This is a genomic window from Streptomyces sp. NPDC090077 (genome assembly GCF_044747545.1).
GTDB lineage: Bacteria > Actinomycetota > Actinomycetes > Streptomycetales > Streptomycetaceae > Streptomyces.
The window spans coordinates 282,136-297,914 of record NZ_JBIVEG010000008.1 but is presented as its reverse complement, the minus strand read 5'-3'; the positions used below and the strand labels follow the sequence as shown (position 1 = coordinate 297,914).

Genomic DNA, 15,779 nt, shown 5'->3' with positions numbered 1-15,779 from the left:
GCCGCGAGCGTCGCCCTCCCCACAGCCCGCGGGGGGGCCGCCCGCCCCCCCCCCCCCCCCCCCGGCCCCCCCCCCCCCCCCCCCCGGAGCCGGTGCTCGTCCTCATCCGCGACCACACGGAGCCGTACCCCGAGGAGGGCGAGTACGAGGACGCGGACGGGGAGGAAGAGTACGTACACCCGCCCTTCAAAGTGCTGGCGGAGCGCGGTCCGGTGTACCGCGTGTGCGGCGACTGCTCCGCCGACCTCACTCGCACTCCAAGGTTCTGGGCCCTCACGGCCCGCCAGGAGACCCACCCCGAGTGCCTCCCGGACGTGGAGGCCTTCCTCGCTGCCCTGACCCCGCACCTCGCCACCTCGGCGGACCGCCCGATCGGCTCCCTGCACTTCTGCTGAGGACACCGACCCGACCCCGATCACCCCGGACGCGTCGGGGGCGGTTCCGGCTGTCTTGGTGAGGGACCCAAGGGCCGCTGTCAGGTCGGGAACTCTCCGGCCCATGCGCGTTCCAGCAGGTACTTCGGCAGGTAGTCCGAGCGGACTTCGACGGGGAAACCCGCGTCGTAGGCGAAGCAGGCCATGGCCAGCGGGGCGAGCGCGACGAGACCGCTCGCTTGCAGGGCCCGGTCCTCGTCGCTCCAGTAGTCCTTGTGCCAGCGAAGCGTTTCGTTCAGTGCCCGGTTGAAGTTGTCGTGGTCCTCGCGCACCAAGCGGTGGAACAGCTCCATTGGCGGATAGAGGATCTTCGCCGTCACCTCGTGGTCGGCGATGGTGACGACCGACGGGTCGGTGCCGTCGACTGCGGCGACCAGCTTGCTGACCAGCTCGGAGTTGCCGAGCCAGTATGTCTGAAGAGTGTCCACCCATGCGTAGACGTACTCGTCGTACGGGGCCTCAGCCTCGCGGAGGAGAGAGATAGGGATCTGGCACAGGGCGGTCAGCCGCGCTTTCTCTCGGCAGACGACTGCAAGGTAGAAGGCCGCCAACCAGGCTCCCGCGTCAGCTTGACGATGAGCGCCCATCACAGTCAGGACCCGGTCCTTGTCCGCGATGCGGCAGGTTACGGACTCTTCGCCCGCGGTTGCCGCGGCGAACAGCGCGGAGCCGGTCTGCATGGCGGTGACCCAGGCCTCCCAGGTGGCGAGCTCGCCGGCCTCGGGGTCCAACAGGCAGCGCGACTTCGCCAGGGTGAGCGTCAGCCGCAGGGCGTCACCTAGATCGCTGGGGGGCTCCTCCAGGTCACCGATCAGCCGACGCGCACTTCTGGTCAGTACCGCAAGACCCTCGGCGGCATGTTCCGTAGGGAACCAGTGCCGAGAAACGGTCACAGTCACCTTATGACTCCTCGAATATCTTGAAGTACTTCAGCTCGGCTCCAGCACACCTTCCGCTGTTCTCGGCGGCAGTGACGAGCACGTATTGCAGGGTCTTGTTCTTGATGGCGATGCGGAGTTCGCCCGCGTATTCGCCGTCCTTCGGTGACGCCATCACGCGATCCTCCATATCGCTCACTACGGTGCGAACATATCCGAGCGCCCCTTGCTTCACTTGGGTTAGCGCATCCAGTGTCCCATTCCCTTGGCGCCATTTGAGCATCCCGTTGGGACCCTTGGCCTCGACAATGAGCAGATTGCCGTTCTTTGTCCGCCAAAGCTGGTCGAAGCGGCGTGATCCGTTGGGTGTTTGAGGAAGATCTGTGATCTCCTTGGCTCCTTCGAACTCCTTCAGTAGCAGCATGTGGCGTCTCGCGGCCTCCTCGCCGAGAGCTTCGCCGAGCTTGGTATTGTTTGCTACCCCACTTCCTACCCTGTCGTTGAAGGACTCCTTTGCCAGGCGGAGGGCCTCCAGCTTCTCCATGGAAGGATCTGCCTGGAACTTCGCTTGCGCGTCTGTTAGTTCCATACCGGCCCAGCGCCTGTCGGATACGTCGTCGAGATGCTGGAGGCCGGCGTCGTCCGAGACTGTGTTACGCCCTCGCTCCAATGGTTCAAGTCGAAATGCCTCGGAGTCGCCAAATGGGAGGTCGTCGGCATTCATCCATCCACCCTCCGGATTCTTGACTAGCTGCGGGATGATCTGGCCATCAACCTCCCGATAAATGCTTTGCCGACGTCTGATTTCGTTGTAATGCTTCTGACGCCAGGCGTCATCCTCGTTCACGAGTCGCACATGTTCTCTGGTGATGGCGGCCCGTTCCGCGGCGGTCCGCTCCTCGGGGGGTATCGAACGCGCCCGCTCGTATTCCGTGAGGCGACCGGAACGAGTGGTAGGAGCGAAGTCGCCACTGCGCCGATGGGGACCATTGCCGTTGCCACCCGATGCGCCGTGACCGCTCACGGATGGCGTGTCGGCGTGGCCGCCAGTCGGGGTGGCGTCCGCACCGCCGCGGCCCGTGCCTCCGCCGCCGGGTTCGGCGTGGCTGTTATGCGGCATATTGTCCGCAGTGCCGCCCGGGGTGTGGGACGCAGCCCCGCCGGAGGTGTGGGTGGCCGCGCCGCCGGGGGTGCGGGAGGTGACGTCCGTCGTGCGGGCGCCGACGCCGACCGGGACTTCCTGATACTTGGGGACTTCGGCGAGAGGGTGGTCGGGGCCCTTGGGAACGGCGGTGAGGTCCTGCTTGGGTCGGAAGTTGTGGTCCTGGATCTGCTGGGTGGTCTTGTCCAAGTACTGCGGGCGGCCGAGGGTGTCGTCGGGGAGGCGGGTGGTGGCCTCGGGATTGGGCGGGCGCGCACCTGCCGGAGTCTGTGCTTGGGGGAGGTCTTTCCAGACCACGTCGTCGGGCTTCGGGAAGGCCCCGTCGGCCTTGCCGAGGTTCGCAAAGAGCTCACCGATCTTGAGTTTGGTGAAGGTGAAGGAGCCGGCTTTGACGACGTAGGTCATGGGGTCGATGAGGCGTCCGGCTTTGCCCGCGACGCTGATGGTCTTGGCGACGGCGCCGGTTTTGGCTCCGGTGCCGACGCCGCCGGAGAAGACGGTGGTGAGGACGTTGAAGGTGACGGCGCCAGCGGCGCGGGCGGGGTTCTTGGCCCATTCATCCCAGGCAACGAGGGCTTTGCCCGTCTCCTTCATAGCGTTACGGGAGTCACGAAGCCAGGCAGGCATGGCCTTGTCGTCGGCGGTCCAGTAGGCGACGCCCATGCCCGGCTGGAGGGTGAGGGCCAGGCCGGTACCCAGCTTCGCAAGGCCCGTCCAAGCCTGGCCGGCCTTGTCCCAGCCGTCCTTGCCGACGAGAGTGCCAAGTCCACTGAGGGTGTCGCCGATGCCGTCGACGACGATGCCGTCCCAGACGAAGGACTTTACCCAGTGGTCGATCTCGTACCAGCGGTGGCTCTGATCGAACTGCGTGCCCCACGGCAGCGACTTGGAGGCGTTCAGGTCCTCCAGCCGGTACCCGTACATGTCCTTGCCGTGCGATCCGTCGTCATAGCGGAGCGGGGGTTCACCATGCAGCGCACGGAGCTTGTCGGCGCAGGTCTTCTCGGCAGCCCAGAACGCGGCGACAGCTGCACTGATCTCACTGATCAGCCGGCTGTTCTCGTCGGTCTTCTTCTTGTCGTCCTTCCAGTGCTCATCCCCGCTGATCTTGTCGCTGAAGGCGGCTGCCCTCGCCTGGAGTTCCTTCAGCCGCGCCGCGATCGGCCGCGCCTCGCTGACGTACTCGCCCAGTGCCTTCGCCGCCGCATCCATCTGGTCGGCGAAGAAGTCGCTGTCCGTGCGCACCGGCTGCGTCGTCGCGAACAGCTGGGCTGCTTCCGGCGCAGAGTAGAACGCGGACAGACCCTGGAACTCTGAGTCCACGTTGGCTCCCGCGTCGCGGAAGGTACCCGCGGCAGCCGTAATGGCAGCATAGTCATGCTCCAGTGCCTCCAGGTCACCCGTGAAAGTCGGAACCGTACAGGGGTTCACTGGCTGCTCGCCGCTCACTTCTTGACCGCCTCCAAGAAGACGACCTGCGGCGCCTTCAAAGCCTCGCGCTGGGCATTCGCCGCCTGCTCGAGGTTGCCGTTGACGTACGCCGTCGTCGCGTCCATCGCACCCTTCATCGACGCGTTCGTCCGGGCCCCGATGAACGTCAGACGCACGTTGTGGGCAGCCATCAGCTCCGCCAAAGCGGCAGCGATGGGCCCCATCCCAGTACCCTCACTGCCGCCGAAGGAGAGGGTGCCCGCGTGCTTCGCTGCGTTCGGCAGCGTTGTCTCCAGAGCCTTGCTCGCCTTCTGGAAGCCCTCCGCAGCGGTCCCGGTCTTAAGACGTCATCTCATTTGGGCTTCGTGGGTAGGCTGTGGCCATGGCGGGGATCGTTGAGCGGCTGGTGCCGGATGAGTTGTGGGAGCTGTTCCAGCGGGTGGTGCCGGAGGCGCCGTCACGGCCTCAGGGTGGCGGCCGGCGTCGGCACGGTGACCGGGAAGTACTGGCGGCGATTGTGTTCGTCGCGACCTCGGGTTGCACCTGGCAGCAGCTGCCTTCGGCGTCGTTCGGACCCTCCGGTGCGACCGCCCACCGGCGCTTCTCCGAGTGGTCGAAGGCCCGGGTATGGGCCAAGCTCCACCGCCTGGTCCTCGACGAGCTCGGTGCCCGCGGCGAGCTGGACTGGTCGCGCTGTGCGATCGACTCGGTGAACATGAGGGCCTTGAAAAGGGGGATCTGACAGGTCCGAATCCTGTCGATCGGGGCAAGTACGGATCGAAGATCCACTTGATCACCGAGCGGACCGGTCTGCCCCTGTCCGTCGGAATCTCCGGGGCGAACATGCATGACAGCCTCGGGCTCGAACCGCTCGTGCGGGGCATCCCACCGATCCGGTCCCGGCGGGGCCCCCGCCGACGTCGTCCCGGGAAGCTCCACGCGGACAAGGCCTACGACTACGCCCACCTGCGACGTTGGTTACGCGAACGTGGCATCACCCACCGGATTGCCCGCCGCGGCATCGAGTCCTCACAGCGGCTGGGCCGCCACCGCTGGACCATCGAACGCACCATGGCCTGGCTCGCCGGCTGCCGCCGTCTCCACCGCCGCTACGAACGCAAAGCCGACCACTTCCTCGCCTTCACCAGCATCGCTTGCACCCTCATCTGCTACCGAAGACTCACCAAATGAGATGACGTCTAAGCCGCTGTGCACACCAGATCGACACGTCGATGTACAGCGGCTGGGGGACGCGGTGAAGGCGACGATCGACGGGCAGGCGACGCTGTCTGGCCCCTGCACGCGCAACAGCGCCACCTTCCCCGCCGAGCCCCTCGCCCCCGTCAACAGCCGGAACACCGGCCTGCGGCGAAGGGCCAGTGCAAGACCACGTGGTACCTCACCTTCAAGAACGCAGGCTATGACTCCGCCGTTGTCGACTACTCGATGAACGAAGTGCGCTGCGACAACGCCACCGCGGGCCGGCCCGGCATCGGATGCGTCATCCCGTTGGCGGCTTCCAACCTCGTCTACACCCGCACCGCGACGCCCGAGCTCGCCGACCACGTGACCAAGGCACAGGCAAGCGGGCTGCCGTCGCGGCTGACCCGGACCGAGGATCCGAGTGTCATCGACTCCAACCGCACCAAGGCCTGCGGGTCCGCGCCGAGCGTCCCCGACAAGTCCTGTGACGAGTACCCGATCGCCACGTCGCAGCAGGGGCTGAACGCCGGAGGGACACGGCGCACCCAGCCCGGCTGCGGGTTCGCCGGCGTTCCAACAGGGACAGGACCGGTCGGCGCCAGCGTGTGCATGATCGCCACGGCGGACAACAACTCGCAGGGCGGCACGAACACGCAGTTCTTCAGGCGCGACCGCGTTCTTCAGGGCGACCCGTTCAACGTGGTCGTCCAGTAACGACGGTGCGGCCGCTGGCCCAGGCGGATGGCGTCGCCGTTGCGTGGCGGCCAAGGCGGTGATTGCCTTGCCTGGCAGCGGCTGCGCCGTACGACGTGAGGAGAGATGATGACGTACCGCCAGGCCCCAGTCTTCATCAACGAAGGCACCTTCGGGATCTTCGACAGCAGTGAGGTCCCCATCGAAAGCACGGACTGGTCCGGGAGCTTGATCGCCCCCATGTCCGCAGGGGCCATGGTGCGCACCGGGATCAACACCGGCAACGTGCAGGTGCTGGTAGAGGTGCACACAGCTGACTCGCCAGACGCCTCGGGGGAATGGGAGGAGGCCGCGACAGTGCTGGTCTGGTCCCCCACCGGCAACCTGCGGATCGAGTCAGTCGTCAGCGGACCGCAGTTGGACCTGCCGATCCTCTCAACTTCGGGCCCAGGGTGGTACGAGCTGGAAGTCAAGGCCCGCGGCCGTCGGCGGAACCCAGATGGTTCCGTCCTCGAATCCGCTGAGGCGTACCAGGTGTCCCTTCGGCCTTCCTCTGACCGGACGCCTCCAGGGCCTACCAGCACGTCTGTCCTGCCTGACTCGGACGAAGAGGCCAGACGTAGGCGGTTGCTGCAAGGATGACGGGAGCTATTCGGCGGTGTCCGGTCTCCCAGCCCAGAGAGGCGGGACACCGCCGGTGCTCGTCACGGCCGTCGAACCTGCGTCCCGGCCTACGGGGGCGTCCTGTTCGCACACTTAGTGCCGCATCAGGCAACGTTCGCCCTGCTGTGATGTGACGTGCCCTTGATCGATAGGCTTCGAGAACGTGTTCAGGTTGGTGATCCTGGAGGTGCCCTCATGGCCGTCGAGTGGGTTCGGCTCAAGCTCGACCTGGAGGCGTTCGACGATGCCCGATTCGAGCCCTACCTCCGACGATGCCAGCAGGCTGGTATCGAGTTCACGACCATGGCAGCTGTCGGCGACACGGTTGAGCATCGGCGTGCGCTTTACGACCTGAACAAGACGTGCTCGGCCGACATCCCGGAGCGGGGGGAGTTCTATACGTTCGACGAGTACCTCGCCCAGCGCATCGAGACTCCGACCTACGATCCCCAAGGTGTCGTCCTTGCCCTGGACGGTGGGTCATGGGTCGGCATGGCGACCACGTCGCTCCAACCCGAAGGGCACGCCCTCAGCGAGATGACCGGGCTGCTGGCCAGCCATCGGGGAAGGGGAATCTCGCTGGCCATGAAGCTCCTGGCCATCGGCTTCGCGCGTTCTCACGGAATGCACTGGCTGCGGACCTTCCACCACCCTGACAACGCATCGGCCATCGGCATGAACCGACGGCTCGGCTTCGTCAACGCCGAGCCACGAGTTGCAACCACGTGATGGTCCTGCACGTCAGGCGACATTCGCCCTGCGCACAACTCTCCGCAGACGCTCGTCGGTGGCGTGCTTGTTCCGCCAGATGATGTAGCGGCGGATCATGCTGCCCTGCTCCTTGTGGTCGGCGTGGTCCGTGCCGTCGAGGGTGAAGTAGCGCAGGGCCGTGAACTGGGCCTCGATGCGGTTGAGCCAGGAGCTGTTGGTCGGGGTGTAGGCCATCTCGACGTTGTTCGCCTCGGCCCAGGTGTCGACCCGCTGGCACCTTTTCGTGGTCAGGTGCGGGGAGAAGTTGTCACTGACGATCGCGATCCGGACCTCTCGCGGGTAGAGCGTGCGCAGGTAGCGGCAGAACTCAAGGAACTGTGTCCGTCTCTTGATCGGCTTGATGTGGCCGTAAAGCTTGTCCTTGCCCAGGTCGAGTGCGGCGAACAGGCGTCGTACTCCGCCGTAGCGGTTGTAGGTCGCCCGGCGCCGTCGACGGGGATCACGGTCGGGGTCCTTGTGCTTGCCTCCGCGTTCGGCCCACTGCCGGCCCTGGTGCGGCATTAGGTTGAGGGGTCCGAACTCGTCCATGCAGAAGATGACTTCGGGTTCGCCGTCTTCGGGTATGACCTCGCCGTCGGCGATCGGGTAGAGGTGCTCGACGCGGGCCTTCTTGGCCGCGTAGTCGGGGTCGCGGGAGGTCTTCCAGGTCTTCAGGCGTTGAATGCGACCAGGAAGTCCGCCAGTTTGGTCAGACTCCAGGTTGAGAAGGGCAGGTCGTGCTCGGTGGGCTTGGACTTGGCGATCTTCTTGATCTCGCGGCGTTCAGGCAGTGTGAAGGTCTTGGGCCGACCGCCCTTGTACTTCGGATACAGCGAGTCGAAGCCGTCCGTGTTGAAGTTGTGGATCACGTCTCTCATCCGGTCGGCGCTGGTGAAGGACACCTCGGCGATCTTCGCCACCGGCATGCCCTGCGCGGACAGCAGCACCATCTGGGCCCGCCGCCAGGTCACCACCGACCCGGTGCCCCGGCGAACGATCCGTAGCAGCCGCCGCCCCTCGTCATCATCGATCTCACGGACCTGCACTCGTATCGCCACTGGGACAGGGTGGCCGTCACGCGCCGCCCGGCACAGCACCCGGACGGAGCGTCACATCACAACAGGGCAAACGTTGCCTGATCCGGCACTAGGTGCGCTTTTGACGGTCTGGCCCCGGTGAACGGGAGGCCGAGATTGCGACTACGACCGGTGCCAGCCAATCATCAGGACGAGGCTGCGTGGCCTTCGGGATTAACCTAGCCTGCAAGGCATGACAGAAGCAGCTTTCCTTCGCGAGACCATCGCCGTTCCGATTGACAGGTCCATTTTTGGGCTGGACGAGGAACGCAGTGCAGAGGAGCCGGATCGCCCCTACTGGGTTGACCTTCCGATGGATGGTGAGCCAGTGCGTGTCAGCCAGTCGGCAGTTCGAGTCATGAGCACGGTAGAATCGCACGACGCTACAGTGACGATCGAGGTTCGCCGGGGACCGCAACTGGATGCGGCCCCCGGCTTTGAGCTTCTCGGCCAGTGGCATTATCGGACCGTCGGCGGCGAGATCGGCCTTTACAACATCGATGGCCCGCTATTCTCTTTCACGCTGAATCCGAAGAGCGAGTACACTCTGCGAGTTTGGCGGAAGGGGGGCGACACGGCCACGGAGAAGCATGCTGCACTTGTGGGGAATGTCTACCCAATTGAGGGCCTCGAGGAGTACATGATCGAGCTTTCAGGAGTCAGCTCTACGGATTGACCGGAGCGTTAATAATCCTCACACCGTAAGCGTCGCCATCGAGGATTCTATCCTGCCCATACCACTTTGAGAGGGCGGCGCCGGCCTTCGAGTTATCAGGCTGCGGGACATAGCGGAGCGAGAAGTTCCCGTCGCCCTTTCCGGCACCCTCCTTGGTGGACGCAAATGGAAATTCGTCGCACTGGTAGGAAGGCGCAGGCTTGGTTAGGGTAGCGCAAGCCTTGTCCTTAGAGCTTCGGTTGTCCCTCTGGATCTGTGCCGACGCCCCATTGAATCCAGGATAGTTGCGGGTCACCTTCGTGCCGATTCCGAAGTAATCGCCCGGAATGAACTTCCCTCGCCCCGGCGCCGGGCGGGGGAAGGTGGCATTCGGGCTCTTGAAGGCGGCTGCTATGTGACCGGCAACGGCCTGGACGTCTCTATCTTTGCAGTCGTACGTCAGGAAGGGGGTTATCCTGTCGAATATGGCGCCCTCCTTTCCGTAGGGGTTGAGGTAGGCCGCGGAATCCCTGCGCAGCCCACCGTCTTCCCCGTCACTCCACGGAGTTTCGCCACGGGAGCTGGAGACCTTGTGGTCGTTCTCGTACACGCAGGTGGAGATCTTGTCGATGCGGTTCGGGTCGCCGGTAGACGCTCTCTGGCCGGGCGACCAGGTCCGCCCGCTTGTCGTAGATCCTGAGGACGGCGTCGAGAAGCTGGTTCCAGGCGGAGATGTCGGACCCGAGGCGGCGGACCGCGCTGGCCGGGGCCACCGGTTTCAGGGCGCGGGCTAGGCCGAAAGACGGTGCCCGTCCGCGTAGACTTCTACCAGCTCAGCGAAGAGCCAGGCGGCGCGACGGCCCCTACGCCGCGCCGTAGGACAGCCGGAACAGCTCCACCGCTCGCTCGACGTCCTCCTCCGAGCGGAGCTGTACTTCCAGGTCGCCGGTGCCGTGATGCCCCAGCCCGGTCATGTCTCTTGTGAAGCCCGGCACGAGGTCAACCGCTGCGGGGGCGGCTTTGAGGTACACGAGGAGCTTGTCCTGCCGTGGCGTCACGCAGGCGAAGTTCCGCAGCCGCTGGTAGGCGTCGTACTGCTGGCGCCTGACCTTCTTGACGTCCTCCCCCAGCCCCAGCAGCAGCTCGTCCACCGCCGACGCCAGGTACGCGATTCCCGCAGGCGACGGCTGGGCGGGCGGGGTGCCGGCAGCACCGATCCGGCGAAGGCGCTTGGGCGCTTTGGTCCGGGTGGCGACCGAAACGGCGACGGTCTCCAGCGCGATGTGGTGTTCGCCGTACAGGCGATAGCGGACCAGGTCGATCGAGCGGCGGTGCTCGCGCACCGCGTGAAGGTCGTAGCGGGTGAAGTCGCCGGCGATGCAGATCAACCGGGGCGCGCTCCACAACACCTGCGAGGCCGCGGTCACTCCCAGACGCTCACGCACGAGCACCTCGAACTCGGTCGGGTGGTCCACCAGCCAGGCCATGTAGAACAGGCCTTGGTTGATCACGCCCGGGTCGGTCGCCCGTTTGTACTCGACGATGACCGGGGCTCCGTTTTCGTCGAGACCAAGCGAGTCGATGCGCCCGCCGTGCACCGGGCCGGTGACGTACTCGGTGGCGAGGAACCTCACCCCGAGCATGGATTCCATCGCCCCCTCGACGAGGGCCTGTACCTCTGCCTCTTCACTGGCCAATCGCGGCGCAACCTCCGTCGCGCCACCCTTCGTGCTGAACAACCTCAGCGTCGACACCCCCATCGTCGACCTCCCCCAACACAAAAGATCCCGAAGCTATTTCCGAAGGTGGCCGATCCAATAGGCCATTACCGAGCATGCCCACAGGTGTCGAAGGCCCCGGCTCCCACACGCAGCAGGAGCCGCTGCCTATCCTGGCGTGTCAACGGTGGGGAGCAGTGCCGTCGCGCGGAGCGGACCTCTGGAATCGACTCAGTCCCTGGTGAGACCGCTCCTGAGGCTCAGGTGGGCGCTGCGGGCACCGTTGACGTAGGTACCGGTCGCCGGGCTGTGCGGCAGCAGAGCAACATTCCGCAGTGCCGGTGTCCGCGCCCAGTCGGCCGGGATGCTCGTGGCGGGGTCGTCAGCGCGGAAGCCGGGGGCGCCGACGCCGATCCACTGACGGTTCACGGGCAGGGTCCTGCGCATCAGGCGACGGATCGTGCGCCGGTCACCGGGCCGGACCCGCTGCGGGAGGCGGGTGCGAGGGGTGCGGCGGGTGGGGTGGAGCCAGTGCCGGCCGTCACGGTCGGTCCAGACGGGCAGGACCCGGATGGAGGGGTCGCCGAGGCGGGTGGCCAGCAGGTCGCTGCTGAAGGTGGAGTTCGTCAGTGGGTGAAGGTTCGTGCCGGTGCGGTGCTGGCGGATCGCAACCAGGTCGGCCAGGGCCTGCTTGGCGCTGTCGTCGGCGAAGCGGCGTCGGTCGTCGGCTGCGGTGTAGAGGTCGCTGTAGATGGCGTCGACGTGGTGCTGGAGTGTCTCGGGGACGGCGATCGGCCCGGTCAGCGTGGTCAGGTGGTCGTGGGTACGGCGCAGAAGGCTGGCGTCGTACACCTTGCCCCAGTGCCGGGGCACGGTCGGCGCCCCGGCCGTGTTGACGGGGGTCAGGACGTGCAGGGTGGGGGTCTGGGCGTACGGGGGTCGGGTGCGTCCTTGGTGGCGGTGGCCGCGGCCTGCGCGTTGCGCGAGGAGCGCGAACGGCGCGAGGTCGCTGATGATCAGGTCGAAATCCACGTCGAGGGATTGTTCGGCGACCTGGGTGGTGATGACGACCAGGGGACGGCCGGGGCGCCGGCCGGTCGCCGCCGTCCACGTGCCGTCCGCAGCACGCTGGGCGGGGCGTTGCGGGCCTGTCCACCGTTCCAGGCGCCAGGTCATGCCGGTGCGCTGGTGGACGGGCATGCGGGCGTGGAGGATTCGCACCAGCGTCGCGCTCGCGTGGTAGGCGTCGAGGAGGGCTGCTTCGGTGGCGTGGGCGTCGGCGACGGTGTTGCACACGATCAGCGCCGCGCCCGGCGTGGCGGGGTTGTCGTGGAGGGGTTGGAGGATGTCGAGGATCCTGTGCGTGCGATCGGTCACCGTCGGCGCGGTAGCGGGTGTGGGGCGGGTTGGCCGGTAGGGGTGGAGGCGAACGGTCAGGCGGTGCGCGCGCGGTGACGGGTAGGGGCCACGGGTTGTCACTTCACCGGTGTCCAGGTCGGTGTATGTCCAGCCGGGGTATGTGGGGGTGAGCGTCTCCACCGGCGGCTGCCCGGCACCCTCTCGGTAGGCGTTCAGCAGGCTCGTCGCGATCGGGCTGGTGAGTGTCGCGGACAGCACCACGACCGGTACCCCCAGCTGCCCCAGCCACTCCAGCAGGGTGACGGTCAGCGCGTGCCCGTGCGCATCGTAGGCGTGCGCCTCGTCGATGATCACTGTCTTCCCCGACAGGCCCAGCCACCGCATCGCCATGTACTTGTGCGGGAGGACGGCGCGGACGGCCTGGTCCCAGGTGCCGACGGCTATCCCGGTGAGCAGTCCGCGGTGCGGGCCGCGCAGCCAGTCCGACACCAGGCCGGGGTTGTCCACGCTGGGGGTGAGGTCCTCGGGGGTGTACTCGGCGTCCAGCCACGCGAGTGCGTGCAGACGCGCGACGGGGGTGCGGCCCCGGCAGTTGTGGGCGGCGTGCCGCACGAGCCGGCGGTGCATCGCATCGGTCGTCGCCATCGTCGGCAGCAGCATCGTCATCCCCTGCGTCCCCGCCGCGCGGCCCAGCACCCGCTCCGCGAACAAGCCGATCTCGGTCTTCCCGTCGCCGGGGGCCGCGGTCACCAGCAGCATCCCCCCGCCCTCGGCCAAGTCCGGCAGCTCCTTCTCAATGCCGGCCTGCAACGGGTACGGATCGTCCAGCCCGGGGAACATCGCGCCGAACGACTTCCGGCGCCGCCAGGACGGTGGCAGCAGCTGCGCCCGGGCCGGCACGCGGACCGCAGCCCGCCGCGCCATCTCCAGATGCGCCTGCCAGTCCCCTTCCGCCCAACGGGACTTGCGGTGCTGACGCTGCCGCGCCTTCAGCCACCACGTCTGCGACGCCAGCCAGTCCGCCAGAGACACCAGCCCCGTCGTCACCGCCGCCACCGGCGCCGAAGCCCTCGCCGTCGGCCACACCGGCACCCCAAACAGCTCACCCGCCAAACGCACCATCGCCTCACGCTGATCGTCCCAACCCTGCGCACCGAGCCCAGGTGCCGCTACAAGGGGACACGTCAACGACCCGTCCTGATGGGACAGCAGCTCACCGAACCGGCCGTGGTGGCCGCCGAGGATCTGCCCCAGCTGCTCGGCAACCAGTCGCCCAGGTCGGCCCGCGAGCGGCAGACCGTGCACGCGGTGCAGCAGCTCGGGCAGCGCCAGGTGCACACCGTGGTCGTGATACGGCGTCTCCTCGTCCGTCACCGGGAACTGATCGGCCCCGGACAGCAGATCCGCATCAGGTACCTGACGCTGGAACACCGGGCTGATCTTCGCGAGATCATGCAAAAAGCCCAGCCACACCAACAGTAGCCGGGTCTCCTGCTGGGACAGACCCCAGCCCTTCGCGAGCATCTTCCGCTGCCGGCCGGACAGGTACCGCTCCCACAACACCTCCACAATCGCGGCCGTGTCAATGCCGTGACAGCCCACCGGATACGCCCGGTCGAGACCTCGCATCTTCCCCCACAGCAGGGGATGCAGACGCATCACCCGATCACTCCTCCACCTCGCAAACCAGAACAACACAGGCTCCACGTCGGCGGAGCGGAGATCCAGGCAGCCGACAACCACGGCGCCCACACTGGTGCAGCTCCGCGTGGCGGAGCGAACTACACCGACCTCTTCACCGACACCCCGTTCTGCGGTACAGCTCCGCATCGGGCGAAGCGGACCCGACGGTGCGGAGGGTGGCGCGGAAAACGGCGGCCGATACAGCTCCGCTTGGGCGAAGCGGACCCGTCGTCGTAGTTCGCGACGTGAAAGACCGGCGCAGCTCCGCGTGGGCGGAGCACCGGAATTCCCCGAAGCCTGATAACCACGCAACCCGGTCCAGCTCCGCATCGACAGAGCACTCACCCACGTGGGCCGCGGGAACCCCGCGAAGCACGCTACACCGACACGTCCAAACAGCGGATCATCTCCGTGCAGGCGAAAACGGACGGCAGGGTCTGGCGCCAGCAACCTCAAGCGCCCGTACAACTCCGTGGGGGCAGAACAAACTGGGAGCATCTGCCGGGACCGTCGGCGAAGTACGGTGCAGCTCCGCGTGGGCGGAGCGGACGCCGCGACCACGGACGAGAAGGCGCGGGGGGACGGTACAGCTCCGCGCGGGCGAAGCGGACTCCTCGCCCGCCTCGACCTCCTGGGTCAGCGAGACAGCTCCACGTGGGCGGAGCACTCGACGCCGACGTGTTGAACGACGCCCCATTATGTGGTGCAGCTCCGCGTGGGCGGAGCAGACATGTGGCCGTCGTGGTGGCGGGCGTAGAGCCGCGGTACAGCTCCGCGTGGGCGGAGCGAACCTGTACGCGGGCTGGGCGCCCGCATCGGAAGCCGGTACAGCTCCGCATGGGAGGAGCGGACCCCCTCAGGGGCACCATCGGCGGGATCGGCCGCGGTACAGCTCCGCGTGGGCGGAGCGGACTGAATGGACTGGCGCAGGCCGTCCGTGGAGGCCGATGCGGCTCCGCCCGGGCGAAGCGGGCGCGTTGATCACAAGTGACCCCAGCTGGACCGGCGAAGCATCTCAGGTACAGCTGAGCAGACCTAGCGCTGTGGAGTTCTCAAGGAGCGAAACGGACGAGCAAGTCCGTAACGGGCCACCGCCGTCGACGGAACAGCTCCGCGTGGGCGGAGCGGATGCGATCCGCACCCACGTGGTCGGGAGGGCGAGCGGTACAGCTCCGCGTGAGCGGAGCGGACGGTCTCCTCGCGGCCGGCCTGGCGGACGGGCACGGTACAGCTCCGCGTGGGCAGAGCGGACGGGGCGATGATGTCGGGGGTGGTCTTCCCCGCCGGTGCAGCTCCGCGTGGGCAGAGCGGACTCCGAGTCGGCCGGCGCCCTCCGATACGACGACGGTACATCTCCACGTGGGCGGAGCTGACGTGAGTTCCTCGTCGGTGAGCTGGTCGAGGAGCGCTACAGCTCTGCGTGGGCGGAGCGGACGCAGGCAGGGCAGGGCTGATGGTGGCCAGCACCGGTACAGCTCCGCATGGGCGCAGCAGGCGGGCCAGCCGACCCCCTCCCCTAGCCAACCGTCGGTACAACTCCGCGCGGGCGGAGCGGACATCGAGGAGGGGCCCGAGAAGAACGTCGTCAACGGTATAGCTCCGCGCGGGCGTAGCGGACCATCCAGCTCCTGCCCGTCCAGGTGGTCTTCGGACAGCTCCGCATAGGCGGAGCGGACGACATGCCCCCGTACCTCGCGAGCGGGTCCGGCGGCACAGCTCAGCGTGGGCGGAGCAGACCGGAGGCCTCGATGTCGGCGGCCCTGTGGACGCGGTACAGCTCCGCGTGGGCGGAGCAGGCAACACCGTCTCCCTCAGCCGCCGCACCGAGTTCGGTACAGCTCCGCGGGGGCGGAGCGGACTCGCCGACGATCCGGATGACCGGATCCGCCTCCGGTACAGCTCCGCGTGGGCGGAGCGGACCCGGTCTTCTTCATCGTGGATGAAGCGGCTGACGGTACGGCTCCGCGTGGGCGGAGCGGACTTCCACCCGAGCCAGCAATACGCCGCCGGGCACGGTACAGCTCCGCGTGGGCGGAGTGGACCCTTCGTGACCTGCGCAATCTTGCGGGCTTTG

General features: G+C 67.0%; 10 protein-coding genes and 2 pseudogenes. 5 read left to right on the top strand and 7 right to left on the bottom strand.

The features are described 5' to 3' along the window. Positions 1-92 precede the first annotated feature (92 nt). Positions 93-395: a hypothetical protein gene (locus tag ACIPW5_RS16925; RefSeq protein ID WP_401245334.1), complete on the top strand. Its 303-nt coding sequence runs from the start codon at positions 93-95 to the stop codon at positions 393-395. A gap of 80 nt (positions 396-475) precedes the next feature. On the opposite strand, the gene ACIPW5_RS16920 is transcribed toward ACIPW5_RS16925, so the two are convergent. The 3 genes and pseudogenes from ACIPW5_RS16920 to ACIPW5_RS16910 form a co-directional block, all read right to left on the bottom strand. Continuing rightward, positions 476-1,333: an immunity 49 family protein gene (locus ACIPW5_RS16920; RefSeq protein WP_401245333.1), complete on the bottom strand. Its 858-nt coding sequence runs from the start codon at positions 1,331-1,333 to the stop codon at positions 476-478. Between the two features lies 1 nt (position 1,334). Next, entirely contained in the window at positions 1,335-3,923 is a 2,589-nt protein-coding gene (locus ACIPW5_RS16915; protein WP_401245331.1) for a hypothetical protein, read from the bottom strand. Then, a pseudogene (locus tag ACIPW5_RS16910) lies at positions 3,920-4,234 on the bottom strand (DUF6507 family protein); the annotation flags it as partial. The gene ACIPW5_RS16915 and the pseudogene ACIPW5_RS16910, both read right to left, overlap by 4 nt. A 53-nt stretch (positions 4,235-4,287) precedes the next feature. Here ACIPW5_RS16910 and ACIPW5_RS16905 point away from each other — a divergent pair. The 3 genes from ACIPW5_RS16905 (at position 4,288) to ACIPW5_RS16895 (ending at position 7,193) form a co-directional block, all read left to right on the top strand. Further along, positions 4,288-5,096, top strand: a protein-coding gene (locus tag ACIPW5_RS16905; protein WP_401245329.1) for an IS5 family transposase whose coding sequence is annotated in 2 segments (ribosomal slippage) — positions 4,288-4,632 and positions 4,635-5,096 — 807 coding nt in all. Because the reading frame shifts where the segments join, the coding sequence is not laid out codon by codon here. A gap of 255 nt (positions 5,097-5,351) precedes the next feature. Beyond that, positions 5,352-5,822 (top strand): hypothetical protein, encoded by a 471-nt coding sequence (locus ACIPW5_RS16900; protein WP_401245327.1) that lies wholly within the window; start codon positions 5,352-5,354, stop codon positions 5,820-5,822. 837 nt (positions 5,823-6,659) lie between these two features. After that, positions 6,660-7,193: a GNAT family N-acetyltransferase gene (locus ACIPW5_RS16895; protein ID WP_401245325.1), complete on the top strand. Its 534-nt coding sequence runs from the start codon at positions 6,660-6,662 to the stop codon at positions 7,191-7,193. Positions 7,194-7,205: 12 nt separating this feature from the next. On the opposite strand, the pseudogene ACIPW5_RS16890 reads toward ACIPW5_RS16895, so the two are convergent. Continuing rightward, positions 7,206-8,272: pseudogene (locus ACIPW5_RS16890) on the bottom strand (IS630 family transposase). 211 nt (positions 8,273-8,483) lie between these two features. Between ACIPW5_RS16890 and ACIPW5_RS16885 the strand changes: the two are divergent. Continuing rightward, positions 8,484-8,966, top strand: coding sequence for a hypothetical protein (locus ACIPW5_RS16885; protein WP_401245323.1), 483 nt, complete (start codon positions 8,484-8,486; stop codon positions 8,964-8,966). On the opposite strand, the gene ACIPW5_RS16880 is transcribed toward ACIPW5_RS16885, so the two are convergent. The 3 genes from ACIPW5_RS16880 to cas3 all read right to left on the bottom strand — a co-directional run bounded on the left by ACIPW5_RS16880 (position 8,956) and on the right by cas3 (position 13,681). Further along, entirely contained in the window at positions 8,956-9,555 is a 600-nt protein-coding gene (locus ACIPW5_RS16880) for a NucA/NucB deoxyribonuclease domain-containing protein (RefSeq protein ID WP_401245321.1), read from the bottom strand. The two genes, ACIPW5_RS16885 and ACIPW5_RS16880, sit on opposite strands and share 11 nt — an antisense overlap. Before the next feature lie 253 nt (positions 9,556-9,808). Further along, on the bottom strand, positions 9,809-10,699 hold the full coding sequence (locus tag ACIPW5_RS16875; RefSeq protein WP_401245378.1) for a transporter: 891 nt from the start codon (positions 10,697-10,699) through the stop codon (positions 9,809-9,811). Between the two features lie 195 nt (positions 10,700-10,894). Then, positions 10,895-13,681 (bottom strand): CRISPR-associated helicase Cas3', encoded by a 2,787-nt coding sequence (gene cas3, locus ACIPW5_RS16870; protein WP_401245320.1) that lies wholly within the window; start codon positions 13,679-13,681, stop codon positions 10,895-10,897. Between the last annotated feature and the right edge of the window lie 2,098 nt (positions 13,682-15,779).